Annotated in this window: 21 protein-coding genes; 18 read left to right on the forward strand and 3 right to left on the reverse strand. The window is 67.1% G+C overall.

Going from position 1 to position 25,729, the window contains the following annotated elements; genetic code table 11:
- Window positions 1-76 precede the first annotated feature (76 nt).
- Both msrP and msrQ read left to right on the forward strand, forming a co-directional pair.
- The gene (gene msrP, locus CFB40_RS01695; RefSeq protein WP_089424306.1) at window positions 77-1,072 is read left to right on the forward strand and encodes a protein-methionine-sulfoxide reductase catalytic subunit MsrP; all 996 of its coding nucleotides are present in this window, start codon (window positions 77-79) and stop codon (window positions 1,070-1,072) included.
- A 20-nt stretch (window positions 1,073-1,092) separates the two neighbouring features.
- Window positions 1,093-1,779 carry a protein-methionine-sulfoxide reductase heme-binding subunit MsrQ gene (gene msrQ, locus CFB40_RS01700; RefSeq protein WP_089430492.1) on the forward strand — a complete coding sequence of 229 codons (687 nt, stop codon included), beginning with the start codon at window positions 1,093-1,095 and terminating at the stop codon, window positions 1,777-1,779.
- 77 nt (window positions 1,780-1,856) lie between these two features.
- On the opposite strand, the gene lptM is transcribed toward msrQ, so the two are convergent.
- Complete coding sequence (gene lptM / locus CFB40_RS01705; RefSeq protein ID WP_081421163.1) at window positions 1,857-2,135, reverse strand: LPS translocon maturation chaperone LptM; 279 nt, start codon at window positions 2,133-2,135, stop codon at window positions 1,857-1,859.
- A gap of 36 nt (window positions 2,136-2,171) precedes the next feature.
- Between lptM and cyaY the strand changes: the two genes are divergently transcribed.
- Window positions 2,172-2,501: an iron donor protein CyaY gene (gene cyaY, locus CFB40_RS01710; RefSeq protein WP_069246934.1), complete on the forward strand. Its 330-nt coding sequence runs from the start codon at window positions 2,172-2,174 to the stop codon at window positions 2,499-2,501.
- Between the two features lie 92 nt (window positions 2,502-2,593).
- On the opposite strand, the gene CFB40_RS01715 is transcribed toward cyaY, so the two are convergent.
- A complete protein-coding gene (locus CFB40_RS01715; RefSeq protein ID WP_089424308.1) occupies window positions 2,594-4,978 on the reverse strand; it encodes a penicillin-binding protein 1A in 2,385 nt (794 codons plus the stop codon).
- 226 nt (window positions 4,979-5,204) lie between these two features.
- Here CFB40_RS01715 and CFB40_RS01720 point away from each other — a divergent pair, with 226 nt between their 5' ends.
- The 12 genes from CFB40_RS01720 (at window position 5,205) to ugpQ (ending at window position 17,325) form a co-directional block, all read left to right on the forward strand.
- Window positions 5,205-6,131: a competence protein ComA gene (locus CFB40_RS01720; RefSeq protein ID WP_089430493.1), complete on the forward strand. Its 927-nt coding sequence runs from the start codon at window positions 5,205-5,207 to the stop codon at window positions 6,129-6,131.
- Entirely contained in the window at window positions 6,128-6,736 is a 609-nt protein-coding gene (locus CFB40_RS01725; protein ID WP_089430494.1) for a fimbrial protein, read from the forward strand. Before CFB40_RS01720 ends, CFB40_RS01725 begins: the two co-directional genes overlap by 4 nt.
- Window positions 6,733-7,602, forward strand: coding sequence for a pilus assembly protein (locus CFB40_RS01730; protein ID WP_089430495.1), 870 nt, complete (start codon window positions 6,733-6,735; stop codon window positions 7,600-7,602). The genes CFB40_RS01725 and CFB40_RS01730 overlap by 4 nt, the downstream gene beginning before the upstream one ends.
- Window positions 7,599-9,230, forward strand: coding sequence for a type IV pilus secretin PilQ (locus CFB40_RS01735; RefSeq protein WP_089430496.1), 1,632 nt, complete (start codon window positions 7,599-7,601; stop codon window positions 9,228-9,230). The genes CFB40_RS01730 and CFB40_RS01735 overlap by 4 nt, the downstream gene beginning before the upstream one ends.
- 40 nt (window positions 9,231-9,270) lie before the next feature.
- Complete coding sequence (locus CFB40_RS01740) at window positions 9,271-9,825, forward strand: shikimate kinase (protein ID WP_089424313.1); 555 nt, start codon at window positions 9,271-9,273, stop codon at window positions 9,823-9,825.
- Entirely contained in the window at window positions 9,822-10,901 is a 1,080-nt protein-coding gene (gene aroB, locus CFB40_RS01745) for a 3-dehydroquinate synthase (protein ID WP_089424314.1), read from the forward strand. Before CFB40_RS01740 ends, aroB begins: the two co-directional genes overlap by 4 nt.
- A gap of 41 nt (window positions 10,902-10,942) precedes the next feature.
- On the forward strand, window positions 10,943-12,151 hold the full coding sequence (locus CFB40_RS01750; RefSeq protein WP_089430497.1) for a deoxyguanosinetriphosphate triphosphohydrolase: 1,209 nt from the start codon (window positions 10,943-10,945) through the stop codon (window positions 12,149-12,151).
- A 90-nt stretch (window positions 12,152-12,241) separates the two neighbouring features.
- A complete protein-coding gene (gene ugpB / locus CFB40_RS01755) occupies window positions 12,242-13,576 on the forward strand; it encodes a sn-glycerol-3-phosphate ABC transporter substrate-binding protein UgpB (RefSeq protein ID WP_089424316.1) in 1,335 nt (444 codons plus the stop codon).
- Window positions 13,577-13,678: 102 nt separating this feature from the next.
- On the forward strand, window positions 13,679-14,563 hold the full coding sequence (ugpA, locus tag CFB40_RS01760; RefSeq protein WP_089424317.1) for a sn-glycerol-3-phosphate ABC transporter permease UgpA: 885 nt from the start codon (window positions 13,679-13,681) through the stop codon (window positions 14,561-14,563).
- On the forward strand, window positions 14,560-15,405 hold the full coding sequence (gene ugpE / locus CFB40_RS01765) for a sn-glycerol-3-phosphate ABC transporter permease UgpE (RefSeq protein WP_039366729.1): 846 nt from the start codon (window positions 14,560-14,562) through the stop codon (window positions 15,403-15,405). The genes ugpA and ugpE overlap by 4 nt, the downstream gene beginning before the upstream one ends.
- 32 nt (window positions 15,406-15,437) lie before the next feature.
- Entirely contained in the window at window positions 15,438-16,523 is a 1,086-nt protein-coding gene (locus CFB40_RS01770; RefSeq protein ID WP_089430498.1) for a sn-glycerol-3-phosphate import ATP-binding protein UgpC, read from the forward strand.
- A 28-nt stretch (window positions 16,524-16,551) separates the two neighbouring features.
- Window positions 16,552-17,325, forward strand: coding sequence for a glycerophosphodiester phosphodiesterase (gene ugpQ / locus CFB40_RS01775; RefSeq protein ID WP_089430499.1), 774 nt, complete (start codon window positions 16,552-16,554; stop codon window positions 17,323-17,325).
- Between the two features lie 170 nt (window positions 17,326-17,495).
- Here ugpQ and CFB40_RS01780 read toward each other — a convergent pair whose 3' ends face one another.
- Window positions 17,496-18,221, reverse strand: coding sequence for an OmpW/AlkL family protein (locus CFB40_RS01780; RefSeq protein ID WP_089430500.1), 726 nt, complete (start codon window positions 18,219-18,221; stop codon window positions 17,496-17,498).
- Window positions 18,222-18,414: 193 nt separating this feature from the next.
- Here CFB40_RS01780 and CFB40_RS01785 point away from each other — a divergent pair, with 193 nt between their 5' ends.
- The 3 genes from CFB40_RS01785 (at window position 18,415) to CFB40_RS01800 (ending at window position 25,673) form a co-directional block, all read left to right on the forward strand.
- Window positions 18,415-19,128: a transposase gene (locus CFB40_RS01785; RefSeq protein WP_089430501.1), complete on the forward strand. Its 714-nt coding sequence runs from the start codon at window positions 18,415-18,417 to the stop codon at window positions 19,126-19,128.
- Window positions 19,129-19,417: 289 nt separating this feature from the next.
- Window positions 19,418-24,121 (forward strand): glutamate synthase-related protein, encoded by a 4,704-nt coding sequence (locus CFB40_RS01795; RefSeq protein ID WP_089424321.1) that lies wholly within the window; start codon window positions 19,418-19,420, stop codon window positions 24,119-24,121.
- Window positions 24,122-24,206: 85 nt separating this feature from the next.
- A complete protein-coding gene (locus tag CFB40_RS01800) occupies window positions 24,207-25,673 on the forward strand; it encodes a glutamate synthase subunit beta (protein ID WP_089424322.1) in 1,467 nt (488 codons plus the stop codon).
- The last annotated feature ends 56 nt before the right edge of the window (window positions 25,674-25,729 follow it).

Genomic DNA, 25,729 nt, shown 5'->3' on the forward strand with positions numbered 1-25,729 from the left:
GCGTCGAACGGCGCAAGACGGGGCCGGGTCGAACGCTTATGAAACTGCGCGCGGCGCAGGCAGGAGGAGCAGCACGATGTGGATCAAACGCCCTTTGCGGAACGTACTGACCGGCGGCGATATTGCTCCCGGCGACATCACGCCGCGTGCGGTGTTCGAGAACCGGCGGCGCGTATTGCAGGCGGCCGGCCTCGCGGCGGCGGGCGGGTTGCTCGGTGGCAGCGGCGCAGCCTTGGCCGCCTATGCGTCGCCCGATGCGCGGGCCGCGAAGCTTGCGGCGAAGACGAATCCGAAGTTCGTCGCGGCCGACAAGGTGACGCCGTTCAAGGACATCACCACCTACAACAACTTCTACGAATTCGGCACCGACAAGAGCGACCCCGCGCAGAACGCCGGCACGCTGCGGCCGCGCCCGTGGCGGGTGAGCGTCGAGGGCGAGGTGCTGCATCCGAAGGTGTTCGATCTCGACGAACTGCTGAAGCTCGCGCCGCTCGAGGAGCGCGTGTACCGGCTGCGCTGCGTCGAGGGCTGGTCGATGGTGATCCCGTGGATCGGCGTGCCGCTGTCCGAGCTGATCAAGCGCGTGCAGCCGACCGGCAACGCGAAATACGTGCAGTTCATCACGCTGGCCGATCCGTCGCAGATGCCCGGCCTCTCGACGCCCGTGCTCGACTGGCCGTACTCGGAAGGACTGCGGATGGACGAGGCGATGAATCCGCTGACGCTGCTGACGATGGGCGTCTACGGGCAGGTGCTGCCGAACCAGAACGGCGCGCCGGTGCGGATCGTCGTGCCGTGGAAGTACGGCTTCAAGAGCGCGAAGTCGCTCGTGAAGATCCGCTTCGTCGACAAGCAGCCGAAGACGAGCTGGAACACGTACGCGTCGAACGAGTACGGCTTTTACTCGAACGTGAACCCGAACGTCGATCATCCGCGCTGGAGCCAGGCGACCGAGCGGCGCATCGGCGAGGATGGCTTTTTCACGCCGAAGCGCAAGACGCTGATGTTCAACGGCTACGGCGACCTGGTCGCGTCGATGTATCAGGGCATGGACCTGAAGAAGAATTTCTGAGGGCGACGGTGAGAAACGACATGCCCCCTTCGACGCTGACGGCCGCGCCCACAGCCGGCGCCGGCCAGGCTGCACGTGCCGCACGGCGCGGCGCGGTCCGTCCCGCCGCACCGCGCTGGCTCGCGCCGGCCAAGGTGCTGGTTTTCGCGGCCGGTCTTTATCCGCTCGCCCGTCTCGTGCTGTTCGGGCTGACCGACCGGCTCGGCGCGAATCCGATCGAGTTCATCACGCGCTCGACGGGTCTCTGGACGCTCGTGATCCTGTGCATCACGCTCGCCGTCACGCCGCTTCGACGCATGACGGGGTTCGCGGCGCTGCTGCGCTTTCGCCGGATGATTGGGCTGTTCGCGTTCTTCTACGCGACGCTGCACTTCACGACCTACCTGTGGTTCGACAAGTGGTTCGACGTCGTCGCGATCCTGAAGGACGTCGGCAAGCGCCCGTTCATCACGGTCGGTTTTGCCGCGTTCGTGCTGCTGATTCCGCTCGCGGCAACGTCGCCGCGCGCGATGGTGCGCCGCCTGGGCCGCCACTGGGCGACGCTGCACAGCGCGATCTACGCGATCGCGCTGTTCGCCGTGCTGCACTTCTGGTGGATGCGAGCCGGCAAGCACAATCTGGCGCAGCCGAAGCTGTATGCGGGAATCGTCGCCGTGCTGCTCGGCTGGCGGCTCATTGCATGGGGATGGCGGCGCGTGCGCGCGTGACGGCGCAGCCTGAAAAACAAAAGGCGATGACCGGGAAGTCATCGCCTTGTTTCGTGAGCCGTGCAGGTGGCGCGTCGTTACTTCGCGACAGCCGGGCTCGACGCCGGTGCAGGCATGGACGATGCGCTGCTCGACAATTCGGGTGACAGCGTGAGCGGCGTGCCGGACGAATCGGGCACACTGTCGGACGACGCGTTTTCATCGGTCGGCTTCACGTCCGACGGCGGGGTGTCCTGCTGCTGGAGCGGCTTGGGCATCGGAGGCACGGTGGGCAGATAGAGCGCGCCGCTTTGACCGCAGCCGGCAAGAATCGCCAAAGCCGCTACAATCGCGCTCATCCGGAAAACGACTCGCATGATCGTCCCTGAACAATTGAACCGATAGAGTTTAGCATGTCCGATACCGAATACCTGACCCGTGCCGAGGCCGTGCTGGCGGCCGTCGAGCGTACCGTCGACGACGCCAACGACGGCGATCACGACATCGATCTGGAGCGCAACGGCAGCGTCCTGACGCTGACGTTCGAGAACGGCTCGAAGATCATCGTCAACCTGCAGCCGCCGATGAAGGAAGTGTGGATCGCCGCGAGGGCGGGCGGTTTCCACTACCGTTTCATCGACGGCGAATGGCGCGATACGCGCACGGGCACCGAGTTTTTCTCGGCGCTCACCGAATACGCGACGCAGCAGGCCGGCCTGCCGATCACGTTCAGCGCGCCGTAACCGCCCAGGCCGCAGCCGGGGGCTGCGCGTCGACGCGTCGTGCCAAAGAAAAAGCGCCCCGCGGGGCGCTTTTTTCATGTCCGGGCCGGTGGTCAGTGCGCGAACAGGTTCATGATGTCCTGCTTTTCCTGCTCGTCGACGTGCGGCACGGTGGCGTCGACGTTCTGCGCGGCCGGTGCCTGCGGTACGCCGACCGTCGACACGAAGCCGTGGCCCGGCGCGAACTCGGTGAAGTACAGCTCGCCGCCGAGCGATTCGACGCCGTCCGGCACCGTCGGCTTGAACTCGGGCACGCCCTTCAGCGCGGCGCCCATGTAGTCGATCCAGACCGGCAGCGACAGGCCGCCCCCCGTTTCGCGATCGCCGAGGCTGCGCGGATTGTCGTAGCCGATCCACGCGATCGCGGCGAGCGTGTGCTGGTAGCCGGCGAACCACGCGTCGTGCGAGTCGTTCGTCGTGCCGGTCTTGCCCGCGAGGTCGGTGCGCTTCAGTACGTTGGTCCGTGCGCCCGTGCCGCGCTGCGCGACGCTCTGCAGCAGGCTGTTCATCACGTACGCGTTGCGCGGGTCGATCGCGCGCGGCGCATTCTGCTCGGCGACGAGCGGCTGCGCACGCACGACGATCGCGCCGTTCGGATCGGTGACTTCGGCGATCAGGTACGGATTGACGCGGTAGCCGCCGTTCGCGAAGACCGAGTACGCGCCCGCCATCTGCAGCGGCGTGACCTGGCCCGCGCCGAGTGCCATCGGCAGGTAGGCCGGATGGCGTTCGGCGTCGAAGCCGAAGCGGGTGATGTACTGCTGCGCGTACTTCGTGCCGATGTGGTTCAGGATCCGGATCGACACGAGGTTGCGCGAGCGCTGCAGCGCGGTGCGCATCGACATCGGGCCTTCGAAGCCGCCGCCGTAGTTCTTCGGCTCCCACGGCTGGCCGCCCGTTTCGGCGGCGCTGAAATACAGCGGGCCGTCGTTGATCACGGTGGCCGGCCCGAGGCCCTTGTCGAGCGACGCCGAATAGATGAACGGCTTGAACGACGAACCCGGCTGCCGCCACGCCTGCGTGACGTGGTTGAACTTGTTCTTGTTGTAGTCGAAGCCGCCGACGAGCGAGCGGATCGCGCCGTCCTGCGGGACGATCGACAGGAATGCCCCCTCGACCTGCGGCAACTGCGTGATCGACCATTTGCCGGCGTCGTTCTTCACGACGCGGACGATCGCGCCCGGGCGGATGCGGCGATTCGGCTGCGCATTGGCCGACAGCGCGCCCGACGCGAAGCGCAGGTTGTCGCCTTCGATCGTCGCATTGCTGCCGTCGATGAATGCGACCGTGATCTGGCGCGGGCTGGCGGCCGTGACGACCGCGGCGATCAGTTCGCCGTTGTCGGGGTGTTCGAGCAGTGCATCGTCGATCGCCTGTTCGCGGTCGTCGGCCCCGGCCGGCAGCTCGATGAAGCCTTCCGGCCCGCGATAGCCGTGCCGGCGTTCGTAATCCATGATGCCCTTGCGCAGCGCGGTGTACGCGACCTGCTGATCCGCGGAGTCGATCGTCGTGACGACGTTGAAGCCGCGCGTGTAGGTTTCCTCACGGTACTGCGCGTACATCATTTGTCGGACCATTTCCGCGACGTACTCGGCGTGCACGCTGAAATCGCGGCCCGGGCCCTTGACGACGAGCGGCTGTGCGACGGCCTCGTCGTACTGCTCGCGCGAGATGAAGTTCAGCTCGAGCATCCGTTGCAGGATGTATTCCTGGCGCACCTTCGCGCGCTTCGGGTTCACGACCGGGTTGTACGCGGACGGCGCCTTCGGCAGCCCGGCAAGCATCGCGGCTTCGGCGAGCGAGATGTCCTTCAGGTCCTTGCCGAAGTAGACCCGCGCGGCGCTCGCGAAGCCGTACGCGCGCTGGCCGAGATAGATCTGATTCATGTAGACCTCGAGAATCTGATCCTTCGTCAGCGCACGCTCGATCCGGTACGCGAGCAGCATCTCGTAGATCTTGCGCGTGTAGGTCTTCTCGCTCGACAGGAAGAAGTTGCGCGCGACCTGCATCGTGATCGTGCTCGCACCCTGCGACGCATGGCCGTTCGTCAGCGCGACGATGCCGGCGCGGACGATGCCGGTGAGATCGACGCCGCCGTGATCGTAGAAGCGCGCGTCTTCGATCGCGAGGATCGCCTTCTTCAGCGAGTCGGGCACGTCCTTGAAATGGACGACGTCGCGGCGCTCTTCGCCGAATTCGCCGATCAGCACGTGATCGGACGTATAGATGCGCAGCGGCACCTTCGGCCGATAGTCGGTCAGCGCGTCGAGCGACGGCATGTTCGGCCACGCAACGACGAGCGCGTAGCCGAGCACGAGGCCGCCGGCCACGACGAGCGCGACGCACATCGTGGCGAATCCGAGCAGGACTTTTTGCCACCAGGGCCGCTTCTTCGGCTCCGGGGCGGGAGGCGGGGACGTAGGAGTCGTGGATTGCATAGGCATACCGGAAAACAGTCCCGCGATTATAGCTGCCCGGTAAGACCGGTCCTGACGCGGGGGGCGCCCGCCGCGAAGACGCGGTCCGGCGTGCTTCCAGCATAGCCCGTGCATGGCCGTCGCGAGCGGATGCTGGCCGTTAGGCCGACTGTCGGCCGCACGCGCCGATTTGCAGAATCAGGTCTCGGAAACGCGGCATGGGCCGCGACGATTTCGGGAGGCTGGGATGGCGGGACGATGGCGAGCGCGGTTTGCGCAGGGTGGGCAACGGTCGACGGGAATCGACGTCGGTGCGGACGAGGTGAGGGTGGCCGTGCTGAGCCGGCGCGGCCGGGGCGCGGAGGTGTGCGTCGAGGGGCTGGAGCGGGAGCCGGTCGGGTTGGCGGGCGGGCCGGAGGATGCGCGCTGGGCGGCGGTTGCGCGTGCGCTGGCCGCCGCCGTGTCGAGGCTGTCGGCGGCCGGGGTGCGGTGCGACGCGCGCGGCGTGATGGCGTTGCACGATGACGAGATGCGTACCGCAACGCTCGATCTGGCCGGGCGGGCCGACGTCGAGGACGCCGCGCGGCAGGCGGCTGAGCGCATCTCGGGGCTGGCGCCGGACAGTCTCGCGTTCGACTGGCGGCAGGAGGGCGGCGCGGGAGCCGGCGAGATCGAGATTGCCGTGGCCCCGCTGGCGCTGCTCGAACGCCGGATCGACGTGGCCGCCCAGGCCGGTGTCGACCTGACGGTGGTCGACGGCGAGTCGGCCGCGGCGCTGCGTGCGTTGCGCTATGCCGCGCAATTCGAACCCGACGCGCAGGCGGGCCCCTACGCGGCGCTCTGGTTTCATGACTCGGGCGTGCACGGCTGGCGAATCGACGGCCCGTTGGCCGTACCGGTGCTGACGCTGTCCGGCGCCGTGCCGGGGGCGTTTTCCGATGCATTGCGCCAGCGCGCGCTCGGGGCCGTGTGTTGCGTACTCGTGGCTGGGGACGAGCGGTGTATCGCCCGCTTCGACACATCCGTCGCCGAGATTGGCGACGTGCTCGGCGCGGTTGCGGTGTCGTTCGACTGCACCGGCTGGAGTGGGCAACCGTGTCCGGCCGCCGGCATGCCGGGCGGCCCGGAATGGGCTGTCGCATTCGGGCTGGCCTTGCGCGGGGTGTGGGAATGACGGCCCGTCGTGCGGAGCCGGGCGGCTTCAACCTGCTGCCGTACCGCGAGCGGCTGGCGCAGGCGTTGCGACGTCGCCGGGCGGCGCAGTGCGGTGCGGCGATTCTGCTCGGTGTGCTCGGCGCCGGCCTGTGGACGGGCGCCGCCACCGGGGCGCGGTGGCGCGTGGATGCCGAGCGCGCGAGTGTGGAGGCGCGGCTGCGGCAGTTGCAGCCGCAGGTGGGGGCCGCGACACGCGCTGCCAAGGCTGCGGCCGTTGCCGCGCAACGCGACGCGCAGGCGGCCGCGCTCGCCGCGCCTTATCGGCACGTCGCAGGGCTGCTGGCCACACTGGCACAGGTGCGCGACGGCACCGTCCGGCTCGACGCGCTGCGCACGACGTCGGCCGGTGCCGTGATCGATGCGCGCGCCGCGAGCTACCGGGCGGCCGCGCGATGGCTCGCGGGGATGGCACGCGAGCAACGTGGCTGGCGGATCGATATCGATGTGTTGAAGCCTGCTTCCGGTGTTCCGGTCGTGACAGGCGGGATGCCGTTCCGGTTCTCGGTCCAGCTGCGCTGGCACGACAAGATGGCATCCCGGAATGCGTCGGGAGGTGGCGCATGACGGCGGTGCTCGCGCATCGGTCCGCACTGCGCAGCGACGGATGGCGAGACGGCATGCGGCGTGTGTCGCCGGCGGCTGCGCACATCGCAGGCTGCGGGCTCGCATTCGCGGCCGTGCTGGCGGGCGGCATTCATCTGGCGAATGCCGCCGACTGGAGCGGGCTCGCACATGGCCGCGCGTTGCTCGCCGCGGCGCAGACGCGGGAGGCCGATGCGCGGCGTGTCCTGGCTGCCGCTGCACGGCAACGCGGCGTGCAGCCGGCGGCGGCACACGGCGATCGCTCGCCGGGTACGCCGGAATGGGCTGCGTTGATGCTGGAACTGGCGGATCGCGCCGCGTCGAGCGGGCTGCGCGACGTATCGATCGAACCGTTGCGCGCCGATGGCGCAGTGCCGGACGGCAGGCGCACGGTGCGCATCGTCGCGGAGGGCCATTTTCACGCGTTGCTGCAGATGGTCGGCGGGCTGGCCCGCTTCCCGGTGCTGGCAGTGCCGTCCGCGCTGCGTGTCGAACGGGGAAAGGAGGCCGCGCGCGTGGAAATGTCCGTCGACGTGTTTCCGGCGTTGCCGGCGCCAACGTCCACGGGCGGGGAGACGTCGGTTCTGGCCGGCGCACCCGGCGCCAATCCGTTCGGCGAGGCCGGTTCGTCCGAAGCGCAGGGGGCGGCTGTCCGCCTGGCCGGCACGATTCGCGACGGTCATGCAGGTCTCGCGCTGTTCGACGATGGTGACGGCGCGTTCACGGCCGTGGTTCCCGGCGACACCCTCGGGGCCGCGCGGGTGGTGCGAATCGATCCCGTCGCCGTGACACTCGCAACGGCGGACGGCGCGTACCGGGTCACGCTGGACGACGGGAGGCGGCCATGATCAAGCACGGATGCCGGGTGCTCGCCGTTTGGGCCGGATTGACCGCGGCCAGTGCAAGCGCGTCATTGCCGCCGCTGCCGGCCGTCTGGCCTGCCGCATCGTTGGATACGCAGGTGCCGGGCCTGCCGTTGCCACAAGGCGGGGTGGACGGTGCGGATCACACCGTATCGACGGAGGTCGGCCCGCCGCCGTTCGATCAGGCGGCGCGCGCGGCGCTTCAGGCTGAGGCCGCCACCCCGGCACCCGGGCTGGAAGGGCCGCCGATCCCGTTGGCGCCGCCGGCCCGGATGGGTGACGCGGCGGCCCGGCAACCAGGCGATGCGGACGACACACGGCGGATCTCGCTGAATCTGCAGGGCGCAGGGCTTGCGGCCGCGTTCGACGCGTTCGCGCGGTTCACGGGGCTCAATATCGTCGTCAGCGAGCAGGTGCGCGGCACCGTCACGTTACGTCTGAATAATGTCCCTTGGCGCGATGCCTTCGACACGCTACTCGACACACACGCGCTCGCGATGACCCGGCGGGGCAACGTGATATGGGTCACGCCGGCGGTCGAACTGGCCGCCCGCGAACGCGAGCGCTTCGAAATGCACGCGCGGGCCGCCGATCTGGAGCCGCTTGCGAGCCGGACGTTCGCGCTGCACTACCCGCGCGCGCAGGACGTGCAGCGACTGCTGGCCGGCGCGACCGGCCAGCGCCTGCTGTCGAAGCGTGGCGCAGCGGCGGCCGATCCGCGCACGAACCTGCTGTTCGTCACCGATCTCGCGCCGCGTCTCGACCAGGTCGCGAGCCTGATCGAGGCGATCGACCGGCCGTCGCGGCAGGTCCGGATCGAGGCCCGCATCGTCGAGGGCGAGCAGGGTTTTTCGCGCAATCTCGGCGCACGCGTCGCGCTGCGGGCGCAGGAGCGGCCGCCGTCGGGCGAGAGCGCCACGTTTGCGACCGGTGCCCGCAATGCGCTCGACCTGGCTGCACGGCCGCTCGGCGGCTTCGAAGCGGCAACCGCCGGCTTCACGCTGTTCGCCGCGCCGCTCAGCCGTGTGCTCGACGTCGAACTGAGCGCGCTCGAGGCACAGGGGCGGGGCCAGATCGTTTCGAGCCCGCGCGTGGTGACCGCCGATCGCGTCAAGGCCATCGTCGAACAGGGGTCGGAGTTGCCGTACCAGGCGAAGGTCGGCAACGGCGTGAGCGGCGTGCAGTTCCGCCGGGCCACGCTCAAGCTCGAGGTCGAGCCGCAAATCACGCCGGACGGGCGCGTGGTGCTCGACCTGGACGTGACGAAGGACAGCATCGGCGAGCCGACGGCGGCCGGCCCGGCGATTCACACGAAGCACGTCCAGACGCGCGTCGAGGTCGAGAACGGCGGGACGGTCGCGATCGGCGGGATCTATGAACAACTGAACCGGAACGATGTGACGCGCGTGCCGCTCTTGGGCAAAATACCGTTACTGGGCGCGCTTTTCCGGCACCGCGCGCAACGCGATCAGCGTAACGAACTGGTCGTCTTCATCACGCCGACCGTCGTCGATGCGCGCTGCAATGCGCGCGGCGCGGTCAGCGCGGATGCCGAGAAAACGGGGCCGGAAGCCGCCGGCGCAGGCTCGACAAGGCAGCCGCTTTGCCAGTAAGCTGCGCCACACACCAGCAAGATTGAAGCAGAGGAAGCCGTTGCAAGCGCGGGACCCACATGCAAACGTATTTTTCGTCGGCCTTATGGGAGCGGGTAAGACCACCGTGGGCCGTGCGGTCGCGCGTCGTCTCGACAGGACGTTCTTCGACTCCGACCACGAAATCGAGGCCCGCACGGGCGCGCGCATTCCGGTGATCTTCGAGATGGAGGGCGAGGCCGGGTTTCGCGATCGCGAAACGCAGGTGATCGCCGATCTCACGCAGCGCGAGAACATCGTGCTCGCGACGGGCGGCGGCGCGGTGCTGCGCCCGGAAAACCGCGACTGCCTGAAAAACCACGGCATCGTCGTCTACCTGCGCGCCAATCCGCACGATCTGTGGCTGCGCACGCGCAAGGACAAGAACCGCCCGCTGCTGCAGACCGAAGATCCGAAGGGGCGTCTCGAAGCGCTGTACGAGGTACGCGACCCGCTGTACCGCGAATGCGCGGATTTCGTCATTGAGACCGGCCGTCCGTCGGTCAACGGTCTCGTCAACATGGTGCTGATGCAACTCGAACTGGCCGGCGTCATCGCCAAGCCGCTACAAGCATGATTACTGTCAACGTCGACCTGGGCGAGCGCGCCTATCCGATTCACATTGGCGCCGGCCTGATCGGCCGCGCCGAGCTGTTCGCGCCTCATATCAAGGGCTCGTCCGTCACGATCGTCACGAACACGACGGTCGATCCGCTCTATGGCGACGCACTGCGTGCGGCGCTGGCGCCGCTCGGCAAGCGCGTGTCGACGGTCGTGCTGCCGGACGGCGAGGCGTACAAGAACTGGGAAACGCTGAACCTGATCTTCGACGGCCTGCTGACCGACCGCGCGGACCGCAAGACGACGCTCGTCGCGCTCGGCGGCGGCGTGATCGGCGACATGACGGGCTTCGCGGCCGCATGCTACATGCGCGGCGTGCCGTTCATCCAGGTGCCGACGACGCTGCTGTCGCAAGTCGATTCGTCGGTCGGCGGCAAGACGGGCATCAACCACCCGCTCGGCAAGAACATGATCGGCGCGTTCTACCAGCCGCAGGCCGTGATCGCGGACATCGGCGCGCTGACGACCCTGCCCGACCGCGAACTGGCGGCCGGCGTCGCCGAGATCATCAAGACCGGCGCGATCGCCGATGCGGAATTCTTCGACTGGATCGAGGCGAACGTCGACGCGCTGAACCGTCGCGACCCGGCTGCGCTCGCGCATGCGGTGAAGCGCTCGTGCGAGATCAAGGCGAGCGTGGTGGCGGCCGACGAACGCGAAGGCGGCCTGCGCGCGATCCTGAATTTCGGCCACACGTTCGGCCATGCGATCGAGGCCGGGCTCGGCTACGGCGAGTGGCTGCACGGTGAGGCGGTCGGTTGCGGGATGGTGATGGCGGGCGACCTGTCGGTGCGGCTCGGCCTGCTCGACGAAGCGTCGCGGCAGCGCCTCGATGCGGTGATCGCGGCCGCGCACCTGCCGACCCGCGGGCCCGCGCTCGGCGATGCGCGCTACATGGACCTGATGCGCGTCGACAAGAAGGCGGAGGCCGGCGCGATCAAGTTCATCCTGCTGAAGCGATTCGGCGATACGCTGATCACGCAGGCGCCGGACGAAGCCGTGTTCGCCACACTGGCGCAGACCACCCGCTAACGGCGGCCCGGATGCCCCGGCGCCCCTGACATGGAGGAGACGTGAGCGAGACATCCAGCAGCACACTGCCCGAAGCCGGCCACGCGTCTGCTGCGCCGGTGGCCGAGCCGCCGACGCTGGCGGCGCTGGAAGCCCATCTCGCTCCGTATGCCGCACACGCGTCGCAGTCGCGCGGCCGTCGCCATCCGGAAGCACCGCCGGCGGCGCGCACCGAATTTCAGCGCGACCGCGACCGCATCGTCCATTCGGCCGCATTTCGCCGGCTCGAATACAAGACGCAGGTCTTCGTCAATCACGAAGGCGACCTGTTCCGCACCCGTCTCACGCACAGTCTCGAAGTCGCGCAGATCGCGCGCTCGGTCGCGCGCAACCTGCGCCTGAACGAGGATCTCGTCGAGGCGATCTCGCTCGCGCACGACCTCGGCCATACGCCGTTCGGCCATGCCGGGCAGGACGCGCTGAATGCCTGCATGCGCGAGCATGGCGGCTTCGAGCACAACCTGCAGAGCCTCGCGGTCGTCGACGAGCTCGAGGAGCACTACGGCGCGTTCGACGGGCTGAACCTGTGCTTCGAGACGCGCGAAGGCATTCTGAAGCACTGCTCGCGCGAGAATGCGCGCAAGCTCGGCGCGCTCGGCGAGCGCTTCCTGCAGGGCCGCCAGCCGTCGCTCGAAGCGCAGCTCGCCAACATCGCGGACGAGATCGCGTACAACAACCACGACGTCGACGACGGCCTGCGTTCCGGCCTGATCACGATCGAGCAGCTCGCGGAAGTCGAGCTGTGGCAGCGCCACTACGAGGCGGCGCTCGCCGAATTCCCGCACCTCGAGGGCCGTCGTCTCGTGCACGAGACGGTGCGCCGCATCATCAACACGCTGATCGTCGACCTGATCGACGAGACGACGCGCAATCTCGCGCGTGTCGCACCCGCATCGCTCGACGACGTGCGCGCCGCGCCGCCGCTCGTGTCGCACAGCGAAACGGTCGCCGCCCAGGCGGCCGCCCTCAAGCGTTTCCTCTTCAAGAACCTCTATCGCCACTACAAGGTGATGCGCATGGCGAGCAAGGCGCAGCGCGTCGTCACCGGCCTGTTCGATGCGTTCATCGACGATCCGCGCCTGCTGCCGCCGCCATACCAGTCCGACGATACCGCGCAGCAGCCGCGCCTCGTCGCGCACTACATCGCCGGCATGACCGACCGCTTCGCGCTGAAGGAGTATCAGCGCCTGTTCGTCATCGGCGACAACTGACTGTCACAAACGATCACTAGACTTCGCCGGTTCAATGGCGACGGGAATGTTGCACACGCTGTTGGTAACGTTTTCATAGGAGAGAGGTCGATGAAGAAGAAGCCTGCGGGGACACTGGTTCGTTCGATCGCGCTCGGCGGCGCGCTGATGTTCGGGGTACAGCACGTGGCGCTCGCCGCGACGGAAATCCAGTTCTGGCATGCGATGGAGGCCGCGCTCGGCGAGCGGGTCAATGCGATCGCCGACCAGTTCAATGCGTCGCAGAGCGACTACAAGATCGTGCCGGTCTTCAAGGGCACCTACGACCAGGCGCTCGCGGCCGGCATCGCCGCCTATCGCAGCGGCAACGCGCCGGCGATCCTCCAGGTCTATGAAGTCGGCACGGCCACGATGATGCAGGCAAAGAAGGCCGTCGTGCCCGTCTACGACGTGTTCAAGCAGGCCGGCGTGCCGCTCGACGAAAAGGCGTTCGTGCCGACCATCGCGAGCTACTACAGCGACGCGAAGACGGGCCATCTCGTCTCGATGCCGTTCAACAGCTCGACGCCGGTGCTGTACTACAACAAGGACGCGTTCAAGAAGGCCGGCCTCGACCCGAACCAGCCGCCGAAGACGTGGGCCGACGTGCAGGCCGATGCCGAGAAGCTGCGCAAGTCGGGGATGGCGTGCGGCTTCACGACCGGCTGGCAGGGCTGGATACAGCTCGAGAACTACAGCGCGTGGCACGGGCTGCCGTTCGCGAGCCGCAACAACGGCTTCGACGGTACCGACGCGGCGCTCGAATTCAACAAGCCGCAGCAGATTGCGCACATCTCGTTCCTGCAGCAGATGGCGAAGGACGGCACGTTCACGTACGCGGGGCGCAAGGATGAGGCGTCGGCGAAGTTCTACAGCGGCGACTGCGGGATCCTGACGACGTCGTCGGGCGCGCTCGCGAACGTGCAGAAGTTCGCGAAGTTCAGCTACGGCACGGGCATGATGCCGTACGACGCGAACGTGAAGGGCGCTCCGCAGAACGCGATCATCGGCGGCGCGAGCCTGTGGGTGCTGGCGGGCAAGGATCCGGCGACCTACAAGGGCGTCGCGAAATTCCTCGCATACCTGGCCTCGCCGGCGGTCGCCGCGAAGTGGCACCAGGACACGGGCTACCTGCCCGTGACGACCGCCGCGTACGACCTCACGCGCCAGCAGGGCTTCTACGCGAAGAACCCGAGCGCCGAAACCGCGATCAAGCAGATGCTGAACAAGCCGCCGCTGCCGTACACGAAGGGGCTGCGCCTGGGCAACATGCCGCAGATCCGCACGGTGGTCGACGAGGAGTTCGAACAGGTCTGGGCGCAGAAGAAGTCGCCGAAGGACGCGCTCGATTCGGCCGCGTCGCGCGGCGACGAACTGCTGCGCCGCTTCGAGAAGTCGGGCGGCTGAGCCCGCATCGCACCGTGCCGACGGCCGCGTCGCATCCAGTGCGGATGCGCGCGCCGGCCGGCGGCACGCCCCCTTTCCGTTGCGCCTGACCGGATCTCCGCGATGCAATCCCGTTCCCGTTTCGGTACGAGCCTGCTGCCGTACCTGCTGATCGCGCCGCAGCTCGCGATCACCGCCGTGTTCTTCCTGTGGCCGGCCGGCGTCGCGCTATGGCAGTCGACGCAGATGCAGGATGCGTTCGGCACGTCGAGCGAATTCGTCGGCCTCGCGAACTTCACGCACCTGTTCGCCGATCCGCTGTATCTCGATTCGTTCCGCACGACGCTCGTGTTCAGCTCGCTCGTCACGGTGAGCGGGCTCGTCGTGTCGCTGGTCCTCGCCGCGTGCGCCGATCGCGTGATCCGCGGCGCGCGCGTGTACCGCACGCTGCTGATCTGGCCGTACGCGGTCGCCCCGACCATCGCCGCCGTGCTGTGGGCGTTCCTGTTCAACCCGAGCATCGGCCTGATCACCTATGCGCTCGCGAAGAGCGGCATCGTGTGGAACCACGCGCTGAACGGCGGGCAGGCGATGTTCCTCGTCGTGCTCGCGTCGGTGTGGAAGCAGGTGAGCTACAACTTCCTGTTCTTCTACGCGGGCCTGCAGGCGATTCCGCGCTCGCTGATCGAGGCGGCGGCGATCGACGGCGCCGGGCCGGTGCGGCGCTTCTTCAACATCGTGCTGCCGCTGCTGTCGCCCACCAGCTTCTTCCTGCTGGTCGTGAACCTCGTCTACGCGTTCTTCGACACGTTCCCGGTGATCGACGCGGCCACCGGCGGCGGCCCGGCGCAGAGCACGAAGACGCTGATCTACAAGATCTTCGCGGAGGGCTTCCAGGGGCTCGACATCGGCAGCTCGGGCGCGCAGTCGGTCGTGCTGATGATCATCGTCGTCGGGCTCACGGTGATCCAGTTCCGCTTCGTCGAACGCAGGGTGCAATACGCATGATCGAAAATCGCAAGGGCTTCGACCTGTTCTGCCACGCGGTGCTGATCGCGGGTGTGGTGCTGATCGTGTTTCCCGTCTACGTCGCGTTCTGCGCGGCGACGATGAACGCGCAGGAAGTGTTCACGGTGCCGCTGTCGCTCGTGCCGAGCACGCACCTGTTCGAGAACGTCGCGTACATCTGGGGGCACGGCAGCGGCGGCACGACCGCGCCGTTCGGCCGCCTGCTCGTGAACAGCTTCGCGATGGCGCTCGGCATCGCGGTGGGCAAGATCGCGGTGTCGATCCTGTCCGCGTACGCGATCGTCTATTTCCGCTTCCCGTTCCGCAACACGGCGTTCTGGCTGATCTTCGTCACGCTGATGCTGCCGGTGGAAGTGCGGATCTTCCCGACCGTGCAGGTCGTGTCGACGCTGCACCTGACGAACACCTACGCGGGGCTCACGCTGCCGCTGATCGCGTCGGCAACCGCGACGTTCCTGTTCCGCCAGTTCTTCATGACGCTGCCCGACGAGTTGATGGATGCCGCACGCATCGACGGCGCGGGGCCGCTGCGGTTCTTCTGGGACGTCGTGCTGCCGCTGTCGAAGACGAGCATCGCGGCGCTGTTCGTGATCACGTTCATCTACGGCTGGAACCAGTATCTGTGGCCGATCCTGATCACGACGGAGGCCTCGCTGTCGACGGCAGTGGTGGGCATCAAGACGATGATCGCGAGCGGCGACGCCGCGACCGAATGGCAATACGTGATGGCGGCGACGCTGCTGGGAATGATCCCGCCGCTCGTCGTCGTGCTGGCGATGCAGCGCTGGTTCGTGCGCGGCCTCGTCGATTCCGAGAAATGAATGACGGACGGCAACCGGGAGAAAGACCAAGAATGGCTGCGCTGAGCTTGAAGGGCGTCAGGAAATCCTACGACGGCAAGCAGCACGTGCTGCACGGCATCGACGTGGAGATCGCCGACGGCGAATTCATCGTGCTGGTCGGCCCGTCGGGCTGCGGCAAGTCGACGTTGCTGCGGATGATCGCGGGGCTCGAGACGGTGACGGACGGCGAGATCGCGATCGGCGAGCGTGTCGTCAACGCGCTGGAGCCGAAGGATCGCGACATCGCGATGGTGTTCCAGAACTATGCGCTGTACCCGCACATGACGGTCGCGCAGAACATGGGCTACGGGCTGAAGATCCGCGGGATCGAGCGCGCGACGATCGATTCGCGGGTGGCGGCTGCCGCGAAGATCCTCGAACTCGAGCCGCTGCTCGCGCGGCGGCCGCGCGAGCTGTCGGGCGGCCAGCGGCAGCGTGTCGCGATGGGGCGCGCGATCGTGCGCGAGCCGTCGGTGTTCCTGTTCGACGAGCCGTTGTCGAACCTCGACGCGAAGCTGCGCGTGCAGATGCGGCTCGAGATCCAGCGGCTGCATGCGCGGCTCGCGACGACGAGCGTCTACGTGACGCACGACCAGATCGAGGCGATGACGCTCGCGCAGCGCGTGATCGTGATGAACCGCGGCTACGCGGAGCAGATCGGCGCGCCGGTCGACGTGTACGAGAAGCCGGCGACGGTGTTCGTCGCGGGCTTCATCGGCTCGCCGGCGATGAACCTGATGCACGGCCGGCTGTCGGACGACGGCGCGACGTTTACGGTCGCGGGCGGCGGCCCCGCGCTGCCGGTCGCGGGCGCGCCCGGCATCGGCGCGGCGATCGCCACCGGGCGCGACTGGGTGCTCGGCGTGCGTCCCGAACACATGACGCCGCAGCCGGGCGTCGCGCAGGCGACGCTGCCGGTCGACTCGTGCGAGCTGCTCGGCGCGGACAATCTCGCGCACGGCCGCTGGGGCAGTCACGACGTCGCGGTGCGCCTGCCGCACGCGGACCGTCCCGCGCGCGGCACGGCGCTGGCGGCCGCGCTGCCGGCGCACCGGCTGCATTTCTTCGATCCCGAGACCGGCAAGCGTGCCGGCTGACCCTGCTGACCTTGCCGAGAGACCGACGATGACGACCCATACCGACTGGTGGCCTTATCCGCGCGTCGTCGCCCATCGCGGCGGCGGCACGCTCGCGCCGGAGAACACGCTCGCCGCGCTCGACGAGGGCGCGCGCCGTGGCCACCGGATGGTCGAGTTCGACGCGAAGCTGTCCGCCGACGACGTGACGTTCCTGCTGCACGACGACACGGTCGACCGCACGTCGAACGGTCACGGCGCGGCGGCGCGCATGCGTTATGACGCGCTGGCCGCGCTCGATGCGGGCACGTGGCGCGACGCGCGCTTCGCGGGCGAGCGGATGCCGACGCTCGAGGCGGCGGCGGCGCGCTGCCTCGCCCACGGGCTGGCAGCGAATGTCGAGATCAAGCCGTGCCCGGGGCGCGAGATTGAGACCGGGCAGCGCGTGGCGGCCGACGCGGCCGTGTACTGGCGTGATACCGCGATTCCGCCGCTCCTGTCGTCGTTCTCGTTCGATGCGCTGCAACAGGCACGCGCAACGGCGCCTGCGCTGCCGCGCGGAATGCTCTACGAGTCCGTGCCGGACGACTGGCATGCGCAGGTCGTCGGTGCGCTCGGCTGCGTTTCGTTGCATGCAGACCACACACAGCTCGACGAACCGCTCGTGCGCGCGATCAAGGCGGCCGGGCTGCGCATCCTGGTTTACACGGTGAATGACCTCGAGCGGGCACGCGAACTCGCACGCTGGGGCGTCGACGCGGTCTGCACGGACCTGATCGACCTGATCGGCCCGGCAGCGCTGGACGACATCGCCATCCCCTGACGGGCGCGACAACGGCCGGCGAAACCGGTGTCAGGAACGTGCCTGATGCGAAAAAACGACGCCCCGACGGGATTCCCGCCGGGGCGTTTCGCATCGTGGAGACGTTACGTCACGAAAAATCCGCTACAAATTGCAGCAGGATTAACCATTCCCCAAATATTCGACTACGCTTAGAAGCGGTAGCCGAGGTTCAGGTACGTGACGATCGGGTTCAGCGAGATCTTCGCTTTCGACGTTTCGGTCAGGGTGCCGACCGGCGTCCGGCGGGCCGTCGTGAAGGTCGCGGTCACGCTGACAGGGATGTACGAGAGCGACAGCCCCGCGAACCAGTGCTTCGTGAAGTTGTACGTGAAGCCGGCGTTGAAGACGGGCGCCCACTGGTTGCTGGTCGTCGCGCTGGTCGGGCCGCCGAGCACGCCGTTCTCGAACGTGCCGTTGGTGATCTTCGCGCCGGTGAACCAGACATACGTCGCGCCGACACCGACATACGGACGGAACTTCGCATTGGCGTCGTTGAAGTGGTAGCGCAGCAAGACGGCGGGGCTCCACTGGTACGCGCGGCCGAGTACGCCGAATCTATCGAACTGACCCTTGCCGGTAATGTCGAACTTCGGCGGTATCCCCATCACGAGCTCGGTGGAGATATGGTCGGTGACGAAGTAGCCCGCCGCGAGCCCCAGCGTGTCGGCGTCGTTGATGCCCGCGCCGGTGTTGGGAATGGATTGGTTGATGGGCGTGCCGCCTACGCGGTAGACGAACAGCGGGTCGCTGCTGTCCTGCGGCGCAAGGTGCAGCCAGCCGGTGCTGACGTAGAAATCACCTGCAGATTGTGCGTGTGCCGTACCGCCCGCGAATGCGAGCGCTGCGGCCCCCGTAATGGCCAGTTTTCGTTTCATTGTGTCTCCTCCGATCAAAGGCGTGCTCATTATGACGACTGCGTTTAAAACCAAACAAGCTCGTAAGTTAGAGTTTTCTCCCTAGGTTTCGTACGACCGTACGCTTTCGCGCCCAGCGGGGACAGGCATTCTACGCAGGTGCGCATTTTCGGACCCCCGGGTATTTCCTAACGCGTTCAAACGGACATTCAGCATGGCACGGTTAGCACGACTCTACGTTACCGACCAGCCGCAGCACGTGATACTGCGCGGCCTGGATCAGCAACCCGCGTTCGTCGACGACCAGGACTACGAACTCTTCATCGATTGCCTGAAGGCCGCCGCGCGCGATCATCACCTGTCGGTGCACGCCTACGTGCTGCTGCCCCGCCAGGTGCAACTGCTCGTGACGCCGAGCGACGAGGCGAGCCTGCCGAAAGCGATGCAGGCCGTCGGTCGCCGCTACGTCGCGCATTTCAACCGGCGCTATTCGCGGCGCGGCACCCTGTGGGAAGGCCGCTATCGCGCGACCGTGATCGAAGGCGAGCGCTATTTCCTGCTCGCGAGCCGCGTGGTCGAGATGAGCCCGGTGCGCGCGCAGCTCGTCGCGACGCCCGAGGCCTATCGCTGGTCGAGCTACCGGCACCACGTCGGGCTCACCGTCGACAGCCTGATCACCGACCATCCGCTCTACTGGGCGCTCGGCAATACGCCGTTCGACCGCCAGCGCGCGTACAAGGAGCTGTGCGAGCAGCCGCTCGACGAGCGCCAGGCCGACCAGCTGCAGCAGGCGACGTTGAAGGGCTGGGTGCTCGGCGGCGAGAATTATCGCGAGTGGGCGGCGCGTACCGCGAACCGGCGCGTGTCGCCGCTGCCACGCGGACGCCCCAGAAAGGTGCGTGAAAACACGCCGCCGATCCAGCAGTAACGCAGGAATGGCGGTTCAGGAGGCGGCGCTGCGGGCGCCGCTTCTTTTTGCACCAAAATGATGCAGCCCCAATAAAACGGCACCAGATCGAGGCATCCATTTTATTGGGGCTCGATCAAGCGGTTTTTGTTGCTATTCCTTTGATTCGTCGCGTATATTCCGAATTCCGGTGGCCCGGGCGAAGCATGCCCATCCACGGTCGGCCGCGCCGTCTCCCGTCGGGAGCGGGATCGACGGCAACAAGAAAATGGTTCAACGGCCTCCAGGCCCCCTTTACGACGGTGTCCCCATGAACGACCACCAGCAGCCGCTCGCCGCGGTGCCCGCCGCACAAGGTCTGTATGACCCGCAAAACGAACACGACGCCTGTGGCGTCGGCTTCGTCGCTCACATCAAGGGCAAGAAGAGCCACGAGATCATTCAGCAGGGCCTGAAGATTCTCGAGAACCTCGATCACCGTGGCGCGGTCGGCGCTGATCCGCTGATGGGCGACGGCGCGGGCATCCTGATCCAGATTCCGGACGCGTTCTATCGCGAGGAAATGGCGAAGCAGGGCGTGAACCTGCCGCCGGCGGGTGAATATGGGGTCGGCATGATCTTCCTGCCGAAGGAAAACGCATCACGTCTCGCGTGCGAGCAGGAGCTCGAGCGGACGGTGAAGGCGGAAGGCCAGGTCGTGCTCGGCTGGCGCGACGTGCCGGTCGACCATGCGATGCCGATTTCGCCGACGGTCAAGGCGAGCGAGCCGCTGATCCGCCAGATCTTCATCGGCCGCGGCAAGGACATCATGGTGACGGACGCGCTCGAGCGGAAGCTGTACGTGATCCGCAAGACGGCGAGCCACCGCATCCAGGCGCTGAAGCTCAAGCACGGCAAGGAATACTTCGTGCCGTCGATGTCGGCGCGCACGATCGTCTACAAGGGGCTGCTGCTCGCGGGCCAGGTCGGCGTGTATTACCGCGACCTGCAGGACGCGCGTGTCGTGTCGGCGCTCGCGCTCGTGCACCAGCGCTTCTCGACCAACACGTTCCCGGCGTGGGAGCTGGCTCACCCGTACCGGATGATCGCGCACAACGGCGAGATCAACACCGTGAAGGGCAACGTGAACTGGCTGAACGCGCGTACCGGCGCGATCGCATCGCACGTGCTCGCCGACGATCTGCCGAAGCTGTGGCCGCTGATCTACCCGGGCCAGTCGGATACCGCGTCGTTCGACAACTGTCTCGAGCTGCTGGTGATGGCCGGCTACCCGCTCGTGCACGCGGTGATGATGATGATCCCGGAAGCGTGGGAACAGCACACGCTGATGGACGAGAACCGCCGCGCGTTCTACGAATACCACGCCGCGATGATGGAGCCGTGGGACGGCCCGGCCGCGATCGCGTTCACCGACGGCCGCCAGATCGGCGCGACGCTCGACCGTAACGGCCTGCGTCCGGCGCGCTACATCGTCACCGACGACGACCTCGTCATCATGGCGTCGGAAGCCGGCACGCTGCCGATCCCCGAATCGAAGATCGTCAAGAAGTGGCGCCTGCAGCCGGGCAAGATGTTCCTGATCGACATGGAACACGGCCGCATCATCGACGACAAGGAACTGAAGGACAACCTCGCGAACGCGAAGCCGTACAAGAGCTGGATCGACGCCGTGCGCATCAAGCTCGACGAGATCGAGCCGAAGGCCGAGGAAGTCGCGGCCGGCCGCACGCAGGGCGCCGCGCTGCTCGACCGCCAGCAGGCTTTCGGCTATACGCAGGAGGACCTGAAGTTCCTGATGGCGCCGATGGCGCAGCAGGGTGAGGAAGCCGTCGGTTCGATGGGCAACGACTCGCCGCTCGCGGTGATGTCGAACAAGAACAAGACGCTCTATCACTACTTCAAGCAGCTGTTCGCGCAGGTCACGAACCCGCCGATCGACCCGATCCGCGAGAACATGGTCATGTCGCTCGTGTCGTTCATCGGCCCGAAGCCGAACCTGCTCGACACCAACAACATCAACCCGCCGATGCGTCTCGAAGTGTCGCAGCCGGTGCTCGACTTCAAGGACATCGCGAAGATCCGCGCGATCGACCAGTACACCGGCGGCAAGTTCAGCGCGTACGAACTGAACATCTGCTACCCGGTCGCGTGGGGCAAGGAAGGCATCGAGGCGCGCCTCGCGTCGCTGTGCGCGGAAGCCGTCGACGCGGTGAAGTCGGGCTACAACATGCTGATCGTGTCGGACCGCAAGACGGACGCCGAGCATGTCGCGATTCCGGCGCTGCTCGCCACGTCGGCGATCCACTCGCACCTCGTCCAGCAGGGGCTGCGCACGAGCACGGGCCTCGTCGTCGAGACCGGCTCCGCACGTGAGACGCACCACTTCGCGCTGCTCGCGGGCTACGGCGCGGAAGCCGTGCACCCGTACCTCGCGATGGAAACGCTCGCGAAGATGGCCGAAGGGCTGCCGGGCGACCTGTCGCCGGAGAAGGCCGTCTACAACTTCACGAAGGCAGTCGGCAAGGGCCTGCAGAAGGTGATGTCGAAGATGGGCATCTCGACGTACATGTCGTACACGGGCGCGCAGATCTTCGAAGCGCTCGGCCTGTCGAGCGACCTCGTCGAGAAGTACTTCAAGGGCACGGCGTCGAAGGTCGGCGGTATCGGCCTGTTCGAAGTCGCGGAAGAGGCGATCCGCCTGCATCGCGACGCGTTCGGCGACAGCCCGGTCCTGCGCGACATGCTCGACGCGGGCGGCGAGTACGCGTACCGCGTGCGTGGCGAAGACCACATGTGGACGCCGGATTCGATCGCGAAGCTGCAGCACGCGACGCGCAGCAACTCGTACCAGACGTACAAGGAATACGCGCACCTGATCAACGACCAGACCAAGCGTCACATGACGTTCCGCGGCCTGTTCGAGTTCAAGGTCGAGCCGACCAAGGCGATCCCGATCGACGATGTCGAACCGGCGAAGGACATCGTCAAGCGCTTCGCGACGGGCGCGATGTCGCTCGGTTCGATCAGCACCGAAGCGCACGCAACGCTTGCGATCGCGATGAACCGGATCGGCGGCAAGTCGAACACCGGCGAAGGCGGCGAGGACGAGAAGCGTTACCGCAACGAACTGCGCGGCATTCCGATCAAGTCGGGCGAGACGCTGAAGTCGGTGATCGGCGATGAAATCGTCAGCGACATTCCGCTGAAGGATGGCGATTCGCTGCGCTCGAAGATCAAGCAGGTCGCGTCGGGCCGCTTCGGCGTCACCGCCGAGTACCTCGCGTCGGCCGACCAGATCCAGATCAAGATGGCGCAGGGCGCGAAGCCGGGCGAAGGCGGCCAGCTGCCGGGCCACAAGGTGTCCGAATACATCGGCAAGCTGCGTTACTCGGTGCCGGGTGTCGGCCTGATCTCGCCGCCGCCGCACCACGACATCTACTCGATCGAGGATCTGGCGCAGCTGATCCACGACCTGAAGAACGTGAACCCGAGCGCGAGCATCTCCGTGAAGCTCGTGTCGGAAGTGGGCGTCGGCACGGTCGCGGCCGGTGTCGCGAAGGCGAAGGCCGATCACGTTGTGATCGCCGGCCATGACGGCGGCACGGGTGCGTCGCCGCTGTCGTCGGTCAAGCATGCGGGCACGCCGTGGGAACTCGGCCTGGCCGAAACGCAGCAGACGCTGGTGCTGAACCGCCTGCGCGGCCGCATTCGCGTGCAGGCCGACGGCCAGATGAAGACGGGCCGCGACGTCGTGATCGGCGCGCTGCTCGGCGCGGACGAATTCGGCTTCGCGACGGCGCCGCTCGTCGTCGAAGGCTGCATCATGATGCGCAAGTGCCACCTGAACACGTGCCCGGTCGGCGTCGCGACGCAGGATCCGGTGCTGCGTGCGAAGTTCAAGGGCCAGCCCGAGCACGTCGTGAACTACTTCTTCTTCGTCGCCGAGGAAGTGCGCGAGATCATGGCGCAGCTCGGCGTCGCGAAGTTCGACGACCTGATCGGCCGCGCCGACCTGCTCGACACCCGCAAGGGCATCGAGCACTGGAAGGCGAAGGGCCTCGACTTCTCGCGCGTGTTCTACCAGCCGGAAGAATGCGAGGACGTCGCGCCGCGTCACGTCGACGTGCAGGATCACGGCCTCGAGCGTGCGCTCGACCACGTGCTGATCGAGAAGGCGAAGGCCGCGATCGAGAACGGCGAGCATGTGTCGTTCATCCAGCCGGTGCGCAACGTGAACCGGACGGTCGGCGCGATGCTGTCGGGTGTGATCGCGAAGAAGCACGGCCACGACGGCCTGGCCGACGACGCGGTGCACATCCAGCTGAAGGGCACGGCCGGCCAGAGCTTCGGCGCGTTCCTCGCGAAGGGCGTGACGCTCGACCTCGTCGGCGACGGCAACGACTACGTCGGCAAGGGCCTGTCGGGCGGCCGGATCATCATCCGCCCGACCAACGACTTCCGCGGCAAGTCCGAGGAAAACATCATCTGCGGCAACACGGTGATGTACGGCGCGATCGAAGGCGAATCGTTCTTCCGCGGCGTGGCGGGCGAGCGCTTCTGCGTGCGCAACTCGGGTGCGACGGCAGTCGTCGAAGGCACGGGCGACCACGGTTGCGAATACATGACGGGCGGCACGGTCGTCGTGCTCGGCGAGACCGGGCGCAACTTCGCGGCCGGCATGTCGGGCGGTCTCGCGTACATCTACGATCCGGAAGGCACGTTCGCGGCGAAGTGCAACAAGTCGATGGTCGCGCTCGAGCCGGTGCTGCAGCAGGCCGAGCAGGAGCGCACGGTCGACCGCGCGCTCTGGCACGAAGGCACGACGGACGAAGCGCTGCTCAAGGGGCTCGTCGAGCGTCATTTCCAGTTCACGGGTTCGCCGCGCGCGAAGTCGCTGCTGGAAAACTGGGACGCGGCGCGCCGCCAGTTCGTGAAGGTGTTCCCGCACGAATACAAGCGCGCGCTGGGCGAGATCGGTGCGAAGAAGGCGGCGAAGGAAGAACTGGCCGCCTGAACGACGAACGACATAGCGAATGCCGCGCGCGCATGACTGCCGCGCGCGGCTCCCCCACCCGATACACCGAACAGAAGAGCACCTTATGGGCAAGGCAACCGGTTTTCTGGAGTTCGAACGCCGCCACGAGGCGTACGAAGCACCGCTCACGCGCGTGAAGCACTACAAGGAATTCGTCGCGGCACTGACCGACGCGGACGCGAAGGTCCAGGGCGCGCGCTGCATGGATTGCGGCATCCCGTTCTGCAACAACGGCTGCCCGGTCAACAACATCATTCCGGACTTCAACGATCTCGTTTACCGCCAGGACTGGCAGCAGGCGATCGAAGTCCTGCACTCGACCAACAACTTCCCGGAATTCACGGGCCGCATCTGCCCGGCGCCGTGCGAAGCCGCGTGCACGCTCGGGATCAACGACGATCCGGTCGGCATCAAGTCGATCGAGCACGCGATCATCGACAAGGCCTGGGCGGAAGGCTGGGTGAAGCCGCTGCCGGCCGAGCACAAGACGGGCAAGAAGGTCGCGGTCGTCGGTTCGGGCCCCGCGGGCCTCGCCGCCGCGCAGCAGCTCGCGCGCGCGGGCCACGACGTGACGGTGTTCGAGAAGAACGACCGCGTCGGCGGCCTGCTGCGCTACGGGATTCCCGACTTCAAGCTCGAGAAGTGGCTGATCGACCGCCGCATGCGCCAGATGGAAGCGGAAGGCGTGACGTTCCGCACCAGCGTGTTCATCGGCAAGGATCCGCTGCCCGAGTCGATCGGCAGCCTCGCGAAGGAAACCATCTCGCCGGAAACCCTGAAGGAAGAGTTCGACGCGGTCGTGATCGCGGGCGGGTCGGAAACGCCGCGCGACCTGCCGGTGCCGGGCCGCGAACTCGCGGGTGTGCATTACGCGATGGACTTCCTGCCGCAGCAGAACCGCGTGAACGCGGGCGACAAGCTCGTCGACCAGCTGCTCGCGAAGGGCAAGCACGTGATCGTGATCGGTGGTGGCGACACGGGTTCGGACTGCGTCGGCACGTCGAACCGCCACGGCGCGAAGCAGGTCACGCAGTTCGAGCTGCTGCCGCAGCCGCCGGAAGAGGAAAACAAGCCGCTCGTGTGGCCGTACTGGCCGATCAAGCTGCGTACGTCGTCGTCGCACGAGGAAGGTTGCGAGCGCGACTGGGCGGTCGCGACGAAGCGTCTCGAAGGCAAGAACGGCAAGGTCGAGAAGCTGATCGCGGTGCGCGTCGAGTGGAAGGACGGCAAGATGCAGGAAGTGCCGGGTTCCGAGTTCGAAATGAAGGCCGACCTCGTGCTGCTCGCGATGGGCTTCACGCAGCCGGCAGCCCCCGTGCTCGAGGCATTCGGCGTCGCGAAGGATGCGCGAGGCAATGCGCGTGCGGCGACCGAAGGTGATCGTTCGTACTACACGTCGGTCGACAAGGTGTTCGCGGCGGGCGACATGCGCCGCGGCCAGTCGCTCGTGGTGTGGGCGATCCGCGAAGGCCGCCAGTGCGCACGCTCGGTCGATGCGTACCTGATGGGGCATTCGAACCTGCCGCGATAAGCTGAATCTCGCGAGCGGGTTTTGACGAAAGGCGGGCGTCCGGAAGGGCGCCCGTT

The sequence above is a fragment of the Burkholderia sp. AU31652 genome, assembly GCF_002223155.1.
Classification (GTDB): Bacteria; Pseudomonadota; Gammaproteobacteria; order Burkholderiales; family Burkholderiaceae; genus Burkholderia.